Consider the following 17,303-nt stretch of genomic DNA (forward strand, 5'->3'; position numbering starts at 1 on the left):
GCCGTTGCCAAGGTGTTATCATTTCGATAACTCTGGGCCATGGAACAGCAGCAGCCAGATCATCCTTTGCGCCAATGGCGCGAGGCCCAGCGCCTGACGCTGGATGAAGCCGCCGCCGGTGTCGGCACGACGCGCCCGGTGTGGTGGAGTTGGGAAAAGGGCGGCCGCATCCCCAGCCCGCAATTCATGGCCCGGTTGAAGGAATTCACGGGCGGCGCGGTCAAGGCGGATGATTTTTACGCCGCGCGGGGTGAAGCGGCATGAGCGGGCCGGTCTATGATCAGCGCGAGGCCCTGTATGAGGCGGGTCGTTTTGATCAGCGGCCCGGCGATCTGGAGGCAACCAGACAGGCGCCAGCCAAGGCGAGGCTGCGTCTGGGCGCGCACATGGGGATGCGCGAGGGGAAAGGCGTGGTGGTGCTGTTGCGCGGCGCCGACAGCATCGCCACGCTGGACCCGACAGAGGCCTATTTGCTGGCCGAGGCGATTGCCGGGATTGCCGATATTATCGGCCACCGGGCGCGTGAGGCGCGGGATTGATGGGCGGGCATCGATCAGGCGGGCGACACGATGCCCCGGCCCTTGTCCCGGTGGATGAGATTGCGCGGCGCATCAACGCGATGGCCGATGAACTTTGCCGCGAATTGCTGCCCAACGGGCGCAGGCACGGCAAGGTGTGGCAGTTTTCGGGGATGGCGGACACGGGCAACAGTTGGTCCGCGTGGTGTTATCTGGACGGGGCGCGGCAAGGCCATTGGCGCGATGCAGGCAATGCGATGCCGGGCGAGGATCATGGCGACATGATCGACCTGTTGCGGATCAAGCTGGGCCTTGCCGACACAAAGGCGGCGATTGCCGAGGCCAAGGACCGGTTGGGCATTGTCGATATGGTCGACGGCAAGGCGCGGCGGTTGACGCCGCAAGAGCGGGAGGCGCTGGAAAAGGCCGCGCGCGATCGCGAGGCCGAGCGGCAGAAGCGCGAGGCGGCCGAATTCGAAAAGAAGGCGCGTTGGGGCCGTGCGCTCTATCTGGGCGATACCACCATCGGCATCGAGGGCACGCCGGTCGAGGCCTATTTGCGCGCGCGGATGATCGGGCCGGGCGCGGGGCGGCAATGGCCCGGCGCGTTGCGGTTCAATCCGGGGGTGAAGTACCAGCCGACCGGCGAGCGCCTGCCCGCGATGGTGGCGCCGATCTATCGCGCCGATGGGCAGTTGATCGGGGCGCACCGCACCTATCTGGCGCTGGACGGCGATGTCTGGGGCAAGATCAAGGCCAGCGATGCCAAGAAAGTGCTGGGCAATGTGTGGGGCGGTTTCGTGCCCATATCCAAAGGCGCCAGCGGCAGACCGATGAGTCGGATGCCGGAGGGCGAGCCGGTCTATATCTGCGAGGGCATCGAGGATGCGCTGTGCATCCGCATGATGAAGCCCGAGGCGCGGATCGTGGCGGCGATTACGCTGGGTAACATGGGCGGCATCCTGTTGCCGCGACAGGCCCAAAATCTCGTTCTGGTATGTGATCGCGACGGCAACACGGCGGCGCAGGACGCGCTGGAGCGCAGCATTGCCGCGCAGCAGGCGCGGGGATTGAAGGTTTCGACCGTGATGCCCCCTGCCCCGCACAAGGACATCAACGATTGGTGGCGGGCGCTGTGCCGCGAAGGGGCGGCGGCATGAGCGGGCGCGGAAATCCGATTGCCGATGCGCTGGACAATCCCCAGCCCGCGCCGATCATGGCCGAGGCGGGCGATGCGCCCGAAGCGGCCAAGCGCGAACGCCCGCCCTTCCCTCCTGGATCGCCGGTGCAGCCGCTGGGCATGCTGGCCGATATCAGCGGGAGCCAGAAGTGTTTCTACCTCGACTATAACCGGCAGTTGGTGCCGCTGGAGGCGGGAAACAAGCATGGCAAGAACAGCCTGATCGCGCTGTATGGCCCGCGTTCGGACTGGCTGGAGGCGAATTTTCCGCAATGGTCGCCGCCGGTTTACGAGGGGCGCGGCGATAAGCGGCGGCTGGTCAAGGCATCGGAGATCATCGGGTTCGATCAGGCCGAGGCGAGTCGGGCATTGATCGAGGAATGCGTGCGCAAGGGGCCGTTTGATCCGGCCGGGCGCATGCGGGGGCGCGGCGCGCATCGCACCGCCGAGCATAACGGGTTGATCCTGCATTGCGGCGACAAGGTGTTGTATAGCGAGATGAACGCGGAAGGCGTCATCAAGCGGATGCGCTGGACCGATCCGGGCCTGATCGAACGTAATGTTTATTCCGCCGCGGAGGCGATCCCCCGGCCCCACCACCAGAGCGTGGATTGCGAAGTGGCCGAGCAGGTTTTGGCCATTCTGCAAACGTGGAACTGGCGGCGGCCTTTGCTGGATGCGCGGTTTGTGCTGGGCGCGATCGGAGCGGGGTTCATTGGCGGGGCACTGTCATGGCGGCCCAACGTATGGATCACGGGCGGGCGCGGCACGGGCAAATCGACGTTGAACGGGCAGGACGGGTTTCTGCATGGCCTGTATGGCGATGGGTTGTTCCGCACCGGGGACGCCAGTGCGGCGGGCATTCGCCAATCCTTGCGCAATTCGACCGTGCCGGTGCTGTTCGATGAAATCGAGGCCAGCGATGACAATCGGCGCGTGACCGAGGTTATCAAGCTGGCCCGTGTGGCGTCGTCGGGCGACAAGATCACGCGCGGCGGGTCGGACCATACGGCCCATGAATTCACGCTGCGTTCGCCCTTCTGGTTTTCATCGATCATCGTGCCGCCGTTGGAGCCGCAGGATTTGAGCCGGTTGGCGCTGCTGGAGCTGCGCCCGCTGCGCCGTGATGTGGTGGACAAGGGGATTGCGCTGGAGACGCTGCCGCTGGCCCTGTGGGGGCGCAAGCTGTTTCGGCGGATGGTCGATGGCTGGCCGAGGCTGGCCGCGACCAAGGTGAAGTTTCACAAGGCGCTGGCCGCGACGGGCCATGATGCGCGGGCGTGTGATCAGTTCGGCACGTTGCTGGCCTGCGGTGATTTGCTGATCAATGATTGGGACACCGAGGACGGATTGCCCAGCGACGAGGAAATCGCGTTCTGGGCGCAGGCCTGCCACCCGCACAAGCTGGCCGAGGTGGCGCAGGCGGTGAGCGAGCAGGAAGCATGCCTACAGCATCTGGCCACGGCCATGGTGCAGGCGCGCGGGGGCGAGGAGCGCGAGTCACTGGGCACATGGATCGGGCAGGCGGCGTGCCGCAATGTGGCCAAGTATGGCACCGATGCCGAAAACCATGCCGACAAGGCGCAGAAGCGGTTGGAGCAGATGGGCCTGTGCGTGGTCAATGCGCGGTGGAACGCCGACAAGGGCCGTTGGGGCGCCACGCGGTTCGAGCCGCATCTGCCCGGCTTTCTGGCCGTGGCGGACAAGCATCAGGCGCTGGCCGCGATCTATGCGGGCGGCAAGTGGCAGAGCGGCGGCTGGAAACAGTCGCTGCAACGCGATGAGAACGCAATTGCGGGCATCACGGTCAAGATGGCGCGATTGGCCCAGCGTGTGGTTCTGGTGCCGCTGTGTGCGGTGCTGGACGAAAGCGAGCTGGAGGATTGCAGCCGGCGTGAGGCCTTGGCCGCGTGGATGGCGGAGCAAACGAAAGGGGCCGAGGTATGACCCCGGCCCAGATGATGAGCTGTGATGGTGGTGGCGCGTCAGGCGTAGGACGACCAGTAGCGCGAGCCATAGACCGGCTTGCCGCCAATCATGGCGCTGGGTTCTTCGCGGTAGGCGCGGCCATGGCCAACCTTCACCGAACCGCGCGAGGCGCGGGTGCGGATCGGTTCGCCGCTGTAGGCGCCGGGGACGGGAACGCAGCGGCCAGCCATGCTTTTTGTATGTTCAATTTCCTGCTTGATGGGGCGGATTTCGACCATGGTTTCGCCGATCAGGGCGGTGACTTCGTAAAAGTCGATGTTGGTCTGTTCATAGCCCCAGCTGCGGCAAAGAACGTCGCCCAGATCCAGCCCCCGGCCCTGCGCCTTGATTTCAGCCTTGCGCGTGGCTTTGGTGGCTTCGATGGCGGTGTAGTGGGCAAACAGCTTGCCGATGCGGGTTTCGCGGGCCTGTGGGTTGGCGAAGCGGTAGCGCCACACGGGCTTTGCCGCCTTGCCGTAAAAGGCGACGGAGCAGGGTTCGCCGCCCTTGCCTTCGTAAAGGTAGGCGACCGCTGCGCAGGTTTTGCTGGTGACCTTGCGGGCGCCGTTGGGGATGTAGAATTCGCGGGGGAAAGTGGTGCTGGCCATCGCTCATGCCTCCTTGCGCGGGCGCCGCTGGGGCGCCCGCTTGATCGATCAGAAGTTCCAGGGCGTGGCGCCGCGTTCGGCGGCGATCTTGCGCGCCTCGCGCTTGCCGCTGACGTTGATGGTTTCCAGCCAGGTGCGGCGACCGTCTTCGGTCTTGGCCAGATCGAGGGTGGGCTGCTTGCCAGCGGTGTAGTGAGCTTCGATCGTCATGGTTTCGGTCCTTTCCTGACCCATGGCGCGGACTGTTCCGACGCCGTTTCTTGTGTAAATTTATTAACACAAGAAAGCCGTGTCAAGTGGGTGCCGCGAATTTTTTTCCTGCCTGATTTTCAGGCAAATAATCAAAATGCTGTGCCCGCAGCATTGAAAGACCCGAAAGGTCTTTCAATGTGGTGCGCGGGCGCTCTGCTTGGCCTCGCTGGCCGTAGGCAGGAACGATTGGCGCGGGGTCAATGGGGTGCAGCCAAGCGCCAGCTTGCGCCCACAGCAGCGGCGCAGCCGATGCTGTACGCGGGCGCTCGCTCTGCTGCCCCCCGGCCCGTGGGTGATGCCATGGACTGGCCGCGCCGCGCTGACATCGCCTTACGCTTGCCCCCGGCCCGCTCCTGTGCAAATAAGATGGATGCCAAATGGCGGCATCCCGCTGGGTCGGGGGTGGCAGTTGCAACTGCAACCGCGCTGCAACCGCGCTGCAACCGGCATTCCATTGATAGTATTGCATTTCCCCATGCGGTTGCAGAGTTGCAGACCTTGGCCTCGCGTCATGTGCGCGTGTGCAGGCGGGCGCGCATGCGCGCATGTGGGGCGGGTAAAAACCTTGCAACTCTGCAACCACTAACACTTATCATTGATAATCATAAGGTTGATGGTTGCAGTCCGGTTGCAGTGCGGTTGCAGTTGCAACCGGCAAGCGTTGGCCTTGCCCCTGCCTATGGCTGCGCTTCGGTCCGTAATATTCTGGGGGGTGGATATGCGGTTGTGCTCGATCCGCCTCTTATCAGGGGCTGGATAGAGGGGCGGCGCGGCGAAACTTTTGGGTTCTGCGGCGGCGCCGGGGGCTGGGTCGAGGGTGCGGCGCGGTGCGCGGGGCGGATCGGGCGGAATGGCGGAAATCAGCCATTTTTGCGGGGTCCGGCGCGGCCTGTTGGAATGGTGATGTTGGAATGCTTGGCTCAATGCGCTGGATTTGCTGGGTTTTTGGCCGATGGGCGTAAGCTTTGCAGTCTTGCGCCGGGGTGCGCTGGCCGTGCGCGCGCGACCCCCTGGGGGGTCGATCTGGCCGCGCCACCCCCACCCTCCCCCATCGTGGCGACCAGATCGGCGGCCCGCTGGCGCTGCCATTTTTCTGAAAATCAATCGGGCGCCTGCCCCCTGACTTCATTCAGGCAGGGACAGGTTGCGGGAGGGCGCCAAACGGGGATGGGCCGGATGGGGCCGGGGGTTTGGGAGCGGGCCAAGTTGGTGAGGTCAGCCACGGGTCTGGGCGCGGGAACGCGGGGCCAGAGTGGCTGGAGCGCGACGTTGAATCGGGAGGCGGCATATGTCCAGTGAACCGCAAAACTTCTCCACAGGCGCGGCGCGGGAATTCATTGAGGATGCCAAGGCGCAAGTGACGCAGCCGCAGGCGGCGCCGCAGCAGCTCGATCTGCTGGCGGTCCCCTCGCCGGAGGAGATGGCGGATGCCAAGGCAGCGATGCCGGATGGTGATGCGCGGCAGGTGCTGGAGGTTGCGCGCGGGCGTGCGGGGCGCAAGCCGGGGTCGCGCAACAAGGCGACGCAGGAATTCAAGCGCTGGATACTGTCGCATGGGCAGCATCCGGCGGTGACGCTGATGCAGATCCAATCGACGCCCCCGGAAATCCTGATGGTGAATTCGCGGCGTAAGTACATGCGCATCGACCGAAACGGCAATCCGGTCGAGGTGACGGTCGAGATGTCCTATGCGGAGGCGCAGGGATTGCGCAAGCAATGCGCGGCCGAGCTGATGCCGTTCATCGAGAGCAAGCAGCCGGTGGCTGTGGATATGAGCTTCTCGGGCCTGTCCGATCTGGTGATGGAGGGGTTCACCCATAGCCGCGAGGAAATTCAGGACATCGTGAACGCCGATTTTGTCGAGGTCGATGAAAACGGCAACATCGTCGAGGGCGAATGGGAGGGTGGCGAATGAAGCCGCGCCCGCGCAAGTTGACGTCGCCCGGCCCGGTGGCCGATGCGTTCACGCATTCGACCGCATTTATTTGCGGGATCATCGGGCCGGTGGGGTCCGGCAAGACGATGGCGGCTCTGCAAAAGGGGTTGGGCATCGCTGCGTTGCAAGGGGGCACGCGGGATGCGCGCGGCATCCTGCATCGCAAGGCGCGGATTGGGATCATCCGCGAAAGCTATCCCTCGATCGAGTCCACCATCCTGAAATCGTGGTTCACCATTGTGCCGCGCGAGGAAGGGCGTTTTTCGGCCAAGGCGCCGTTCACCCATAATTTTTCCAAAGTGTTGCGGCGGGACAGGAATACCGGCCTGCCAACTGAGATCCTGCATGCGGAATTCGAGTTCCGCGCGATCGGCGATATGTCGGTCGAGCAGGCCTGTCGCGGGTGGGAAGTCAACGCGGTTATCGTCGATGAGGCGGATATCCAGCCCGCCGATCTTGTGCCGTTCCTGACGGGGCGTGTCGGGCGTTTTTCGGACCTGAACCCCGATAGCGTGGTGCTGCCGACCATCATCCTGTCGCTCAACATGCCGGACATCGAAAACCATATCTATCGGTTGTTGATGGATCAGGAATTGAGCGGGCTGACCGAAGAAGATCGGGCGGCGTTGAAAGAGGCGTTGAACGGGCGCCCGTTGATCGAGGCTTTTGTACAGCCGGGCGGCATGGAGCCGGATGCAGAAAACCTGCATAATCTGAACAATGGCCGAGGTTATTACGTTCTCCAAGTGGCGGCAAATCGACACAAGCCGGGTTATGTCGACCGCATGGTTCACAACAAGCCGGTGATGCTGATGCATGGTTTGCCGGTGAACCCGGATTTCAACCAGCGCGAGCATGTGGGCGATGTGGTGTGGGACCGCCGGCGCAAACTGATCCTGGGTGTGGATCAGGGGTTGTTTGCGGCCGCCGTCCTGTTGTTCCGCAATGAGTTGGGCCAGATCCGCGTTCTAGGCAACGTGGTCAATCTGGCACCGGACGGCAAGAGCCTGTTGAAGGTGGGGCCGACCAGTTTTGGCAAGAAGTGCCGGGCGTTTTTGATGGAGAAGTTTCCCTATCTGCGCCCGGACGATATCCGTGTGGTGGGCGACCCCGCCATGTTTGCCGCCAGCGATCGCGAGGATGATGAACAGGATTGGCGTCTGGCGTTCCAAAAGGCGCTGGGCTTTGCTGTGTATCGCGCCAAGACGAACCGGCAGGGTTTGCGCAATGAGGCGATCTGGCGCGCGCATAAGGAACGCGGCGGATATCTGGTCGACCGGAATGCCCGCCATCTGATCAAGGCCCATGCGGGCGGATATCGCTATGCCAAGCATGAGCTGGGCACAGGCGAAACGCGCGGCACAGTCGAAATCGCCGATACGATTTTCACCCATGTTGCCGATGCCGAGCAATACGCGGCGTTGGAAGGCGAAAACGTCATTGCCGAAATCCGCGGGCATGCATCCGGCGCCCAGCGGCCTGTTCAAGTCATCACCGATTATGACCCGTTTGCGGGCATGTGAAAGGAGGAAGCGTATGCAATTGGTTCCCTCGGTTCTTTCGACGATTGTTTCAACAGCAGCGATTGGCGCCGGTGTCGCGGCGCTGACGTCGGGGTCGAGAGGCCCCGCAGCCATCCCCCAAATTCAACGCGACGATGCGAGCAGCGTCCTTGCCGCCAATGATGCGGTGGCCGCGCGCAAGGGGGGCGCGGCGGATATTTTGAACGGTGACGCTGGGATCAGCCAGCAGATGCCCGGACCCAAGATGGTGTTGGGCGCATGACGGAGGCGAATATGCAAGGCAGCAATGCGATGGTTTTTCCGGCCTATGACAAGATCCAGAAGGGCGTGGTTTATATCCGCGCCAAGGCCGAGGGAGAAAATGTGCCCGGTTGGCCCAATGTGAAGGCGGCACCCACGGATTGGTTGTTCGGGCACCCGGCCGGGGCGATGCTGATGATCGACATTGCCGTTGATATGAGCGCGGCCAAAGAGGCGGTAGTGATTACCGAATTTGTCCTGCTGGATGACAAGAAGCGGGCCATCGGCAGCTTTGCGCCCGCCAGCGCGATCCGGTTGGAACCGGAATGCGAGGCGCGGATTTCGCGCGCGATCGTGGTGCCCAAGGTTCCCCCTGCCCCCGTCGCAAGCTGAAAACCCTTCACCCGAAAGGATCGACCCGATGAGCAAGGATAAAATTCAGGAAGAGGCCGAGGTTCTGGTGAAGCGCCACCAGCAGCTTGTTTCCGACCGCAGCCCGCGCGAGGCATTGTGGCGCGATTGCGAGCGGTGGGTCGATCCCAACCAGCAGGGCGGATTTTGGCGCCGCACGCCCGGCGGGCAGCGCGACGCGCATATTACCGACGATACGGCCCGCGTCGGGCTGGACACCTATGTGGCCGCCATGAATGCCATGCTGACGCCGGAGGGTGAACGGGTGACGTTGGTGGAAACCACCGATGCATCGTTGAACGAAGAACCGGCAATGCAGCGTTGGCTGCAACATGCGAGCGACCGGATGCATGCATGCCGCAATGCGCCCCATACCGGATTTGGCGGCAACAATGCGCTGCGTTGGCGCATGCTGGGCATCTATGGCTGGGGCGGATTGTGGATTGACGAGGTGGTGGGGCAAGGCCTGTTTTATCAGGCGGTGCACCCGTCCGAGATGTATGTGGACGATAATTTCCGGGGCATGATCGACACGGTGCATCGCCGCCGCGAGGTGAGCGCGCGGCAGATGGCGCAGATGTTTCACAACGACAATCTGCCGCCCAAGGTAAAGCAGGCGCTGGCCGACAACAAGCCGGAGGCGAAATTCACGCTGATCCATATCCTGCGCCCCAATCATCAATGGGAACCGGGGCGGCTGGATGCGGGGCGGTTTGAGATCCAGTCGATTTACATCGAGGAGGACAGCAAGCACGTCCTGTCCGTGGGCGGATATCACACGATGCCGTTGGTGGTGTCGCGTTATTCGCTGTCCCCCCATGATGTTTACGGCATTGGCCCGGCCAGCACATGCATCGGTTCGATCAGGCAATTGAACCGGATGAGCGCGGACCTGATGAAGGCCAGCCATTTGAACATGCAGCCCCCGATTTTGATGCCCGGTGACGGCACGATCACGCGGATGCAGATGACGCCGGGCGCACCGATTCCGGGCGGCATGGACAATGGCAAGCGGATGATCGAGCCATTCCATACCGGAGGCGAGCTGGCCTATACCGAGCATACGTTCGACCGGGTGCAGAATTTCGTCCAGGCGCAATTCCTTGTCCATGTCTTTGCGATCATGAACGCGCCCATCGACCGACAGACGGCCACAGAATTTCTGGGCCGCAAGCGCGAGGCGATGATGTTGCAGGCGCCCTATGCCGGGCGCCAGATTGCCGAGGCATTGGTGCCGCAGGCGCAGCGGGAAATGGATATCCTGCTCCGCGCGGCCCAGATCGATCCGCCCCCGCCCGTGTTTCATGAGGCGCGCGCCGGGGTGAAATTCACCATGGACAACCCCTTTACCCGCGCGGCCAAGAGCGCGGATGCGCAGAATTTCATGCAGGGGCTGGAAATGTTGCAGCCGGTTGCCTCGATTGATCCATCCATCCTTGACGTGATTGACACCGACAAGGCGCCGCGTGGGTTGTTGCAGGCATTGGGCGTTCGGGCCGATTGGCTGGCCACGCCCGAAATGGTGGCGGCCAAGCAGCAGGCCCGCGCCCAGCAGCAGCAGGTCGAGCAATTGACCGCCGCCGCGCCCGCCGCCAGCCAGGCGATGTTGAACATGGCCAAGGCGCGCCAAGCCGGGATGGCGGCGTGATGGGCTGGATCGAAAACAATCTGGCCGCGATCCGCGTCCGGTTTTTCCGCAAGCGGGCGTTCCAGCGCGCGCTGGATACCGAAGGGCCGAACGGCGAGGCGGTGGAGCGGTTCCTTGCGTGGATGCGCGATTATTGTTTCGCGCAAAAGTCCACCGCCGGGGCCACGCCCGAAGAGACAGCGCGCAACAATGGCCGCCGTGAAGTGTGGCTGGCCATCAATGACGTTCTGAATTTCGATGAAGAAGAAGTCCGTAAATTTGTTGAAACCCATGAGGAGTTTTTGAACAATGACTGATGTGAGCAATGGTGGCGATCTGGGCGCAGGCGGCGGAAATGGCGGCGGGGGCGCATCGGATCTGTTGGCGGGCGGCGGCGATCAGGGCGCGCAAGGCGGCGGCGAAAGCAACGTCCAGGGCGGACAGGATGACGGCGGCGCGTTGAGCTATGCCGATTGGATGATGGGCTTTGGCGATCAACCGATGGGCGATGGCGCGCCCAGCCCGCGCGATTGGGTGGCCAAGGCCGGGTTCAAAAGCATGGACGCCGTGGCCAAGGCGGCGCGCGATGCGCAGGCGGCATTGCGCACGGCTATTCCCGGCGAGAATGACAGCCCGGAACGGTGGAACGAATTTTTCAAGCGCGTAGGCCGCCCCGATGCGCCGACCGGGTATGAGGTGAAAGCGCCGGACGGGTTTGAGGCCAACCCGCAATTCACCGGCAGTTTTCAACAGGCGGCGTTTGACGCAGGACTTTCGACCAAACAGGCGGCGGCGTTGACCGAATGGTATAACGGGCAGGCTATCGCCAATATTCAGGCCGATGCGCAGGCGGTGGAACAGCAGAAGGCCGCGCTGCGTCAGGAATGGGGCGCGCAGTTTGGCGCCAATCAGGAAGTGGCGCGGCGGGGTATGAACCTGCTTGGCATCGACAATGCCACGTTGGACGGCATCGGGCGCGGCATTGGCGTGGATGGGGCGATCAAGCTGATGCACAAAATAGGCCAGATGACATCGGAGGATATGTTGCGCGCCGGGGGGCAAGGCGGCGGGGGCGGCTTTACCCTGTCCGAGAGTGAGGCGCAGTCGGCGTTGGACACGTTCAATGCGGATGCGAACAATGCGGCGCTGTTGCGCAAGGGTGATCCGGCCACCAAGGCCAAGCAGCAGCAGTTGATCGCGCAGGTGTCCGCTGCGCGCGATGCCAAAAAGCGCGCCGCCTGATACAGCCTCTTGACTTGCGCCTTGTTCAGGATGGATAAGGCGCAAGTCAAAAGTCCGGCCTAGCGCCCCATCGCCCAGCGGCGAAGCGCCCCGGAAAACCGTGATGGGATCATCCGGCGAGCGGCCGTTAAGCGCTAGAAACGGCCCCGCGCGGATGCGGCCTAGCCTTTCGATCTGATGTTCCTTCATCATTTCGGGAGGCCAATCATGGTCGATCAGGTCAACACGACCGCAATTGTCACCTATGAAAGCAACATGAAGCTGGCGCTGGCCCCGCAGGGCGGCGACCTGATTTCCACCTGTCTGGAGCGCGACCTGTCGGGTGAGCTGGCCGAGCTGGACGATATTTTTGGCGCGGCCGATACGCAGACCATCCGCGACCGCCACATTCCGATCACGCCCACCGAGGCATCGCAGGACCGCCTGTGGCTGGCCAAGCCCGACCCGGATTATTTCGACCGGCTGGTGAACAAGCAGGACCAGTTGATGGCCGGTGTGCAGTTGCAGGGCGGCTATGTCATGCAGGGCAGCGCCGCCATTCGCCGTTATTGGGACCGCCAATGGATCAATGGTTTCTTTTCCGGCCGCCAGACCGGCAAGAAGGGCACCGTCATCGCCAGCTATCCCAGCGGGCAAATCGTGCCGTACAACACGGGCTTTGGCGCCAGCGGCAGCAACCGCATGTGCGTGGAAAAAGTGTTTGCCGCGCGCGAAATCCTTGCGTTGGGCAACGTCGATTATTCCGAAAGCGTCGCCTATATGATGCTGACCCCCAAGCAGATCACCGATCTGTTGCGCGAGGTGCAGATCACCAGCGATGAATTCCGCGCGCTGGGCGGGCGGATGAGTCCCGATGGCAAGAAGCTGTTGGGTTTCCTCGGCTTTGAAATCATCGAAAAGAACCTGGCTGATCCGCTCTATTCCACCAAGGCGCCCACCACCGAAAGTTCGGCGGGCGGCACCGTGCGCAAGTGCCCCTTCTGGATGAAGGAAGGTGTGGTTGCGGGGTGGTGGGAACGGCTGTTCACCAACATTACGACGCGCGAGGATCTGCATTATGAAACGCAGGTCTATGCGCGCAGCGCCATGACGGTGACCCGTACGCAGGACGGTTATTCCGGCCATATCCAGTGCAGCGAGGCGTGATCAGGCGGCGCGTGTGATGCGCGCCGTTTGACACCTGATACTGACACTCCAATCGGGAGTTTCGCAAAATGGCAAAAGGTTATTCGCTTCAGGCGCTGGGGGTTCTGGATGGCACGCTTCCTCCGCTTATGGGTGACGGCGCCATCGTTGGTTCGCGCGCGCGCCGGACCTCGATCTTTCTTACCGGGACCAGCCTTGCCAGTCAGGGCGTTGGCGCGGTCAATGATACGATCGTGCTGTATCGGTTTCCCGCGTTTTCGCTGTTCAACGCGATTACGTTTCAGTCCGATACCGCCTTTACCGGATGCACGTTGCAGTTCGGGATCGCGGGTAATGCAACCAAATATGGTTCGATTGCGGCGCCCGCCGCCAACACGCTCTATACGCTGCGCCCTGTGGCGGTGCGTATGGCCGGGCAGTTTACGGCGGAAGAGGAAATCATCGTCACCGTAACCGGTGCGGCGATCCCGGCCAGTTTCAACGCCGAAATCGAGATGTCGTTCCAGTCGATCAATTGATGGTGCGACCCCCAGCCGCCCGGCGCCAACCTCCTTCGGCGCCGGGCGGCACCCCTGCCCCTTTTATAAGACGCAAGGAACGGTGCGATGGCGCAAGTTTACATCAAGGGCAATCTGGGCGACCAGCCCAAGGATTTTACCACGGGCACCGGCGCGCCCACCATCGCCGCAGGGCAGTTTGCGCTGACCTTTGACCCCGGCACCAATATGACGCGCGGGCATCTGGAAGTGATCCTTGAAAAGCTGGAAGTCTGGGTTCCCGGTCACAGCTTTCCCCCGGCATAAGGGCGCGGCGGCATGGCGTCCAAGCTGTCGATCTATCGGCTGTCGGCCAACCACCTGGGGCAGGAAGAGGAAATCCTTGACCCCAGCGATGACACCCGTTTGACGCGCGCATTTGATGGCGCGTGGGACAGCGCGCGCCGGGCATCCTTGCGCGCCAATAACTGGAATTTCGCGACCAAGCGCAAACGGATGCCCGCCGATACGATCAAGCCGGAATTTGAATATGACTGCGCCTTTACCATGCCCGCCGATTTCGTCCGGCTGGTCGATGTGGTGGGGCCGTTTTCACGCGATCGCGACTGGGTATTCGAAGGCGGCAAGATCCTTGCCAATGCCGCGCCGCTGTTGATCCGCTATGTCTATGACTGCACCAGCGTGACGCTGTGGGATGACATGTTCGAAATGGCCATGTCGATCAAGCTGGCCGAGCTGGTATGCGTGACGATTACGGGCAATGATGCGTTGACCGAAAGGCTGGGCAAGCGATTTGGCGATCTGTTTTCCAGCGCGCAGCAGGTGGACGCGACGGAAAACCCGCCGGTCGATTTCGATCCCGATCCATGGTTGCTGGCCCGTGCGGGCCTTGCCTATGGTTCTGGATGGCCGGGGTGATCCATGCCCACCCATGACATTCAGACCAGTTTTAACGGTGGTTCGATTTCGCCCCGTTTGCACGGGCGCACCGATGCGGCGATTTATGACATCGCGCTTTCGGAAATGGTCAATTTCGCGCCGACGGTTGAAGGGCCGGCAATCAAGCGTTCGGGCACGCAGATTGCAGGTGAGGCCGCCGCCGCCGCAAGCGCATTGATCCCGTTCGAATATAACGCGACACAGGCCTATGCGCTGGAAATGGGCGATTATGCCGCGAGGGTCTATGCCAACAGCGGCGCGCCATTGACCGATGGCGGCGGCGATCAGGTTGTTGTCACCGGATTGCCATGGAGCGCGCAGGAAGCGCCGGATCTGGATTGGCAGCAAAGCGCCGATGTTTTGTATATGGCGCATCCGTCGCATCCGTTGTCGCGGATTTCGCGGACCGGCGCGGCCAGCTTCACCTATTCCGTGCCGACATTGAGCAGCGGGCCGTTCAAGGATCAGAACACAGACCGGACGATTACGGTTTATGCATCCGATGTGACGGTGGGTGCCTCGATCACGTTGACGGCCAGCAGCGCGATTTTCATGCCCAGCCATGTAGGTGGCCAATTCCAGATGCAGGCGCTGGATTTTTCCGGGTTCAAGCTGTGGCAACCGGGCATGCAGACGGTCGTTGGCGACATATGGCGCAGCGACGGCAAGTTGTATCGCAACATCAACGGCGGACAGACCGGATCGACGCCGCCCACGCACACCTATGGCAGCGAATGGGACGGTACCGGCACCAATGCAGTCGACGGCCATGCCTATGGCGTGTTGTGGCAATATGTTTGCGATCAGTATGGCCAGATGCTGATCACCGCGACGGGCGATCCATTGGCGGCGTCGGACACGGCGACGGCCACGGTCACGCGCGCGTTGCCCAACGGATTGAGCGACATCGGACAGGCCACATGGCGATGGAATTTCGGGCGGTTCAGCGATGCCTATGGCTGGCCCAAGATCGTGCGTATCTGGAATAACCGCCTGATCCTGATGACGGATTTCGAAATATTCGGGTCAGTCGTTGGAGACTATTTCAATTTTTCAAAGTTTGACGACACAGGAAAGCTTGCCGCCGATCTGGCGTTTTATTTTAGGATCAACGGTTCGAACCCGATTAAATGGGCGGCGGTCGATCTGCAAATGCTGATCGGGACGGATCGGCATGAATACACCATCGGGCCGATCAATGCGGCACAGGCAGCATCGTCCACCAATCTGCAATCATTGCGGCAAAGCCATTATGGCGGGGCGGCCATTCGCGCGGCGCAGATCAACACGAAGACGATTTTTGTCCAGCGCGGGGCCAGGAAAATCCGCGAGGCGTCATTCGATTATACCCAAAACCGGTATCAGGCGCCGAACATGGTGGTATGGTGTCGGCATCTGGCGCAGACGGGCATCGCGCGAATTGCCTATCAGCAGGAAAGCGAGGAAATCCTGTGGGCGTTGCGCAAGGACGGGCGGTTGTTGATGCATGCCTATTCGCCCGAACAGCAGGTGAAAGGATGGGCACTGGCCGCCATTGCCGGGTTTGATGGGGCCGATGCGCAGGTGTTGGACATTTGCGCCATGCCATCGGCGGCGGGATCGCCCGATATGTTGTGGATGTTGATCCAGCGCGGCGGGGTCAAGACGGTTGAGGTTCTGGCCGATTGGTGGGTGGACGGCACCGATATGGCGCAGGCGCGGTTTGTGGATGGCGGGATATTCTATTCCGGCACCCCGGCAACGCAGATCGGTTTGAGCGGAACGGGTTTCCCCACGAGTTGGGCCGGAAAGACCATTGCAGGATTGTTGGACGGCAAGGCGGAAATGGCGTTGACCGTGGAAAGCGACGGCAGCGTGACATTGCCCTATGCCGCGTCGAATGTGGCGCTGGGCCTGTTCTATCCGGCATGGCTGGTGGGTTTGGCGCCCAAATTGCCAGCGCAGAGCGGCGGCTTTGCCGAGATGTTGCGACGCCGGATGACGGCGATGTTGTTGCGCGTTGTGGACAGCGCCGCGATCTGGGCGGGTGGTGCGCGCGCCAGCAGGCTTTCCGAAATGTTGCGGCGTGATGTTTCGGTGCGGATGGATCAGCCGTCGCCTTTGACCAATGGTGTGTCGCAACAGATTTCCACCGGTGGCGATGCCGACCGCGAGGGCGAATGGCGGATCGAAAGCCGGGCGCCCCTGCCCGCGATCATCAGCTTGATCCGCGCGACCTATGTTCGGGAGGACAAGGATTGAGCGCGATTGTCCGCCTTGAGCCATGGCATATTCCGGCCATCCGTTTGCAGCCTTCGCAAGATGGCGCGATGGGGTTGTATGCGCCGGCGCAGACCGAGGATTACGGGCGGTGGTTATGCGATGGCGGTCCGGCGTGGGCGTTGATCGACAATGATGGCGCGGTGTTGGGCGCGGCGGGATTTACCGAGGTCTTTGCCACACAGGCCAGCGCATGGGCGATGTTTTCCGATGGGATCGCGGGCCATGGGCGGGCGATTGTGGCGCAGGTGCGCCAGGTTGTCGGCATGGGGTTGTGGCCCCGGATCGAGGCGATGACACGGGCGCAATGCCCCGGCCATGGGCGCTTTGCACAGGCATGTGGTTTTTCGCGTGTGGCCGTTCTGCGCGCGTGCGGACCATCGTGCGAAACCATGGAATTATGGGAGGTCGTGCATGCAAAGTCTGCCTAATCTGCAAGGAATTGCGCAGGGGGTGCAGGCAATTGGTTCTGTGGCCACGGGGTTTGCCGGATATCGCGCGGGGCAAGCCAATGCGGCCATTGCCCGCAGCAATGCCCAGATGGCATTGGCCGATGGTGCCAGCGCGGCGGTGGATGCCAAATCGCGGTATCGCGCCGCCATCGGCGAGCAGTTGGCCGCGCAGGGCGCCAGCGGCTTTGCCATGGGCACCGGGTCGATGCTGGACGCGTTGCAGGAAAGCCGGGTCAATCAGGCCTATGCCATGATGCAGATTTCGCGCGGGGCGGCGGCGCGCGCGGCGGCGTATAATTCGCAAGCCAGCGCGGCGCAGAGCAGCGGCGTGATGAGCCTGATCGGGGGTGCGTTGAAGGCCACCAGCGGGTTGATGAACCAGAAGATCGATTATGCCAACGCCAATGCGCGAATGGGCGTTGGCCCCGGCACCCCGGCGGGCGCGATGCAACCCGCAGCAGAGGCAATCTATACCGACATCAGCGGCATGAATTGGAGCAATTGA

The 17,303-nt window shown here is 62.4% G+C and carries 20 protein-coding genes; 18 read left to right on the forward strand and 2 right to left on the reverse strand.

The features are described from left to right. Positions 1 to 39 precede the first annotated feature (39 nt). From ACZ9HU_RS11265 to ACZ9HU_RS11280, 4 genes are read left to right on the forward strand one after another with little or no spacing between them, the layout of a single operon-like run. Positions 40 to 264, forward strand: a complete 225-nt coding sequence (locus tag ACZ9HU_RS11265; protein WP_476104982.1) for a helix-turn-helix domain-containing protein — start codon at positions 40 to 42, stop codon at positions 262 to 264. Further along, positions 261 to 539 carry a hypothetical protein gene (locus ACZ9HU_RS11270; RefSeq protein ID WP_476104983.1) on the forward strand — a complete coding sequence of 93 codons (279 nt, stop codon included), beginning with the start codon at positions 261 to 263 and terminating at the stop codon, positions 537 to 539. The genes ACZ9HU_RS11265 and ACZ9HU_RS11270 overlap by 4 nt, the downstream gene beginning before the upstream one ends. Continuing rightward, entirely contained in the window at positions 539 to 1,678 is a 1,140-nt protein-coding gene (locus ACZ9HU_RS11275; protein ID WP_476104985.1) for a DUF7146 domain-containing protein, read from the forward strand. The genes ACZ9HU_RS11270 and ACZ9HU_RS11275 overlap by 1 nt, the downstream gene beginning before the upstream one ends. Next, the gene (locus tag ACZ9HU_RS11280) at positions 1,675 to 3,645 is read left to right on the forward strand and encodes a hypothetical protein (protein WP_476104986.1); all 1,971 of its coding nucleotides are present in this window, start codon (positions 1,675 to 1,677) and stop codon (positions 3,643 to 3,645) included. The genes ACZ9HU_RS11275 and ACZ9HU_RS11280 overlap by 4 nt, the downstream gene beginning before the upstream one ends. A gap of 38 nt (positions 3,646 to 3,683) precedes the next feature. On the opposite strand, the gene ACZ9HU_RS11285 is transcribed toward ACZ9HU_RS11280, so the two are convergent. After that, positions 3,684 to 4,274: a hypothetical protein gene (locus ACZ9HU_RS11285; protein WP_476104987.1), complete on the reverse strand. Its 591-nt coding sequence runs from the start codon at positions 4,272 to 4,274 to the stop codon at positions 3,684 to 3,686. 48 nt (positions 4,275 to 4,322) lie between these two features. After that, a complete protein-coding gene (locus ACZ9HU_RS11290) occupies positions 4,323 to 4,484 on the reverse strand; it encodes a hypothetical protein (RefSeq protein ID WP_476104988.1) in 162 nt (53 codons plus the stop codon). Between the two features lie 1,330 nt (positions 4,485 to 5,814). On the opposite strand from ACZ9HU_RS11290, the gene ACZ9HU_RS11295 reads away from it, so the two are divergent. The 14 genes from ACZ9HU_RS11295 (at position 5,815) to ACZ9HU_RS11360 (ending at position 17,303) form a co-directional block, all read left to right on the forward strand. Next, positions 5,815 to 6,441, forward strand: a complete 627-nt coding sequence (locus ACZ9HU_RS11295) for a hypothetical protein (protein WP_476104990.1) — start codon at positions 5,815 to 5,817, stop codon at positions 6,439 to 6,441. After that, positions 6,438 to 7,985 carry a hypothetical protein gene (locus tag ACZ9HU_RS11300; protein WP_476104991.1) on the forward strand — a complete coding sequence of 516 codons (1,548 nt, stop codon included), beginning with the start codon at positions 6,438 to 6,440 and terminating at the stop codon, positions 7,983 to 7,985. Before ACZ9HU_RS11295 ends, ACZ9HU_RS11300 begins: the two co-directional genes overlap by 4 nt. 13 nt (positions 7,986 to 7,998) lie before the next feature. Then, the gene (locus tag ACZ9HU_RS11305; protein ID WP_476104992.1) at positions 7,999 to 8,247 is read left to right on the forward strand and encodes a hypothetical protein; all 249 of its coding nucleotides are present in this window, start codon (positions 7,999 to 8,001) and stop codon (positions 8,245 to 8,247) included. Next, positions 8,244 to 8,618 (forward strand): hypothetical protein, encoded by a 375-nt coding sequence (locus ACZ9HU_RS11310; RefSeq protein WP_476104994.1) that lies wholly within the window; start codon positions 8,244 to 8,246, stop codon positions 8,616 to 8,618. The genes ACZ9HU_RS11305 and ACZ9HU_RS11310 overlap by 4 nt, the downstream gene beginning before the upstream one ends. Before the next feature lie 28 nt (positions 8,619 to 8,646). Then, a complete protein-coding gene (locus ACZ9HU_RS11315) occupies positions 8,647 to 10,284 on the forward strand; it encodes a portal protein (protein WP_476104995.1) in 1,638 nt (545 codons plus the stop codon). Further along, positions 10,284 to 10,580 carry a Bbp19 family protein gene (locus ACZ9HU_RS11320; RefSeq protein ID WP_476104996.1) on the forward strand — a complete coding sequence of 99 codons (297 nt, stop codon included), beginning with the start codon at positions 10,284 to 10,286 and terminating at the stop codon, positions 10,578 to 10,580. The genes ACZ9HU_RS11315 and ACZ9HU_RS11320 overlap by 1 nt, the downstream gene beginning before the upstream one ends. Continuing rightward, positions 10,573 to 11,505, forward strand: a complete 933-nt coding sequence (locus tag ACZ9HU_RS11325; RefSeq protein ID WP_476104997.1) for a hypothetical protein — start codon at positions 10,573 to 10,575, stop codon at positions 11,503 to 11,505. The genes ACZ9HU_RS11320 and ACZ9HU_RS11325 overlap by 8 nt, the downstream gene beginning before the upstream one ends. A 207-nt stretch (positions 11,506 to 11,712) precedes the next feature. Then, positions 11,713 to 12,651, forward strand: a complete 939-nt coding sequence (locus tag ACZ9HU_RS11330; protein ID WP_476104999.1) for a phage capsid protein — start codon at positions 11,713 to 11,715, stop codon at positions 12,649 to 12,651. A 68-nt stretch (positions 12,652 to 12,719) separates the two neighbouring features. After that, positions 12,720 to 13,169 carry a hypothetical protein gene (locus ACZ9HU_RS11335; RefSeq protein ID WP_476105001.1) on the forward strand — a complete coding sequence of 150 codons (450 nt, stop codon included), beginning with the start codon at positions 12,720 to 12,722 and terminating at the stop codon, positions 13,167 to 13,169. 87 nt (positions 13,170 to 13,256) lie between these two features. Beyond that, entirely contained in the window at positions 13,257 to 13,454 is a 198-nt protein-coding gene (locus ACZ9HU_RS11340) for a hypothetical protein (protein WP_476105002.1), read from the forward strand. A 12-nt stretch (positions 13,455 to 13,466) separates the two neighbouring features. Next, entirely contained in the window at positions 13,467 to 14,066 is a 600-nt protein-coding gene (locus ACZ9HU_RS11345; protein WP_476105004.1) for a phage connector family protein, read from the forward strand. A 3-nt stretch (positions 14,067 to 14,069) separates the two neighbouring features. Further along, the gene (locus ACZ9HU_RS11350; protein WP_476105006.1) at positions 14,070 to 16,328 is read left to right on the forward strand and encodes a phage tail protein; all 2,259 of its coding nucleotides are present in this window, start codon (positions 14,070 to 14,072) and stop codon (positions 16,326 to 16,328) included. Next, a complete protein-coding gene (locus ACZ9HU_RS11355; RefSeq protein ID WP_476105008.1) occupies positions 16,325 to 16,777 on the forward strand; it encodes a hypothetical protein in 453 nt (150 codons plus the stop codon). Before ACZ9HU_RS11350 ends, ACZ9HU_RS11355 begins: the two co-directional genes overlap by 4 nt. Next, positions 16,761 to 17,303: a hypothetical protein gene (locus tag ACZ9HU_RS11360; RefSeq protein ID WP_476105010.1), complete on the forward strand. Its 543-nt coding sequence runs from the start codon at positions 16,761 to 16,763 to the stop codon at positions 17,301 to 17,303. The genes ACZ9HU_RS11355 and ACZ9HU_RS11360 overlap by 17 nt, the downstream gene beginning before the upstream one ends.

It is taken from the genome of Novosphingobium sp. Sphag1I, from assembly GCF_056279125.1.

What these genes read in the sequence shown, in the direction of transcription:
- ACZ9HU_RS11265 (WP_476104982.1), top strand. Translation starts at nt 40, where the DNA reads ATGGAACAGCAGCAGCCAGATCATCCTTTGCGCCAATGGCGCGAGGCC.
- ACZ9HU_RS11270 (WP_476104983.1), top strand. Translation starts at nt 261, where the DNA reads ATGAGCGGGCCGGTCTATGATCAGCGCGAGGCCCTGTATGAGGCGGGT.
- ACZ9HU_RS11275 (WP_476104985.1), top strand. Translation starts at nt 539, where the DNA reads ATGGGCGGGCATCGATCAGGCGGGCGACACGATGCCCCGGCCCTTGTC.
- ACZ9HU_RS11280 (WP_476104986.1), top strand. Translation starts at nt 1,675, where the DNA reads ATGAGCGGGCGCGGAAATCCGATTGCCGATGCGCTGGACAATCCCCAG.
- ACZ9HU_RS11285 (WP_476104987.1), bottom strand. Translation starts at nt 4,274, where the DNA reads ATGGCCAGCACCACTTTCCCCCGCGAATTCTACATCCCCAACGGCGCC.
- ACZ9HU_RS11290 (WP_476104988.1), bottom strand. Translation starts at nt 4,484, where the DNA reads ATGACGATCGAAGCTCACTACACCGCTGGCAAGCAGCCCACCCTCGAT.
- ACZ9HU_RS11295 (WP_476104990.1), top strand. Translation starts at nt 5,815, where the DNA reads ATGTCCAGTGAACCGCAAAACTTCTCCACAGGCGCGGCGCGGGAATTC.
- ACZ9HU_RS11300 (WP_476104991.1), top strand. Translation starts at nt 6,438, where the DNA reads ATGAAGCCGCGCCCGCGCAAGTTGACGTCGCCCGGCCCGGTGGCCGAT.
- ACZ9HU_RS11305 (WP_476104992.1), top strand. Translation starts at nt 7,999, where the DNA reads ATGCAATTGGTTCCCTCGGTTCTTTCGACGATTGTTTCAACAGCAGCG.
- ACZ9HU_RS11310 (WP_476104994.1), top strand. Translation starts at nt 8,244, where the DNA reads ATGACGGAGGCGAATATGCAAGGCAGCAATGCGATGGTTTTTCCGGCC.
- ACZ9HU_RS11315 (WP_476104995.1), top strand. Translation starts at nt 8,647, where the DNA reads ATGAGCAAGGATAAAATTCAGGAAGAGGCCGAGGTTCTGGTGAAGCGC.
- ACZ9HU_RS11320 (WP_476104996.1), top strand. Translation starts at nt 10,284, where the DNA reads ATGGGCTGGATCGAAAACAATCTGGCCGCGATCCGCGTCCGGTTTTTC.
- ACZ9HU_RS11325 (WP_476104997.1), top strand. Translation starts at nt 10,573, where the DNA reads ATGACTGATGTGAGCAATGGTGGCGATCTGGGCGCAGGCGGCGGAAAT.
- ACZ9HU_RS11330 (WP_476104999.1), top strand. Translation starts at nt 11,713, where the DNA reads ATGGTCGATCAGGTCAACACGACCGCAATTGTCACCTATGAAAGCAAC.
- ACZ9HU_RS11335 (WP_476105001.1), top strand. Translation starts at nt 12,720, where the DNA reads ATGGCAAAAGGTTATTCGCTTCAGGCGCTGGGGGTTCTGGATGGCACG.
- ACZ9HU_RS11340 (WP_476105002.1), top strand. Translation starts at nt 13,257, where the DNA reads ATGGCGCAAGTTTACATCAAGGGCAATCTGGGCGACCAGCCCAAGGAT.
- ACZ9HU_RS11345 (WP_476105004.1), top strand. Translation starts at nt 13,467, where the DNA reads ATGGCGTCCAAGCTGTCGATCTATCGGCTGTCGGCCAACCACCTGGGG.
- ACZ9HU_RS11350 (WP_476105006.1), top strand. Translation starts at nt 14,070, where the DNA reads ATGCCCACCCATGACATTCAGACCAGTTTTAACGGTGGTTCGATTTCG.
- ACZ9HU_RS11360 (WP_476105010.1), top strand. Translation starts at nt 16,761, where the DNA reads ATGCAAAGTCTGCCTAATCTGCAAGGAATTGCGCAGGGGGTGCAGGCA.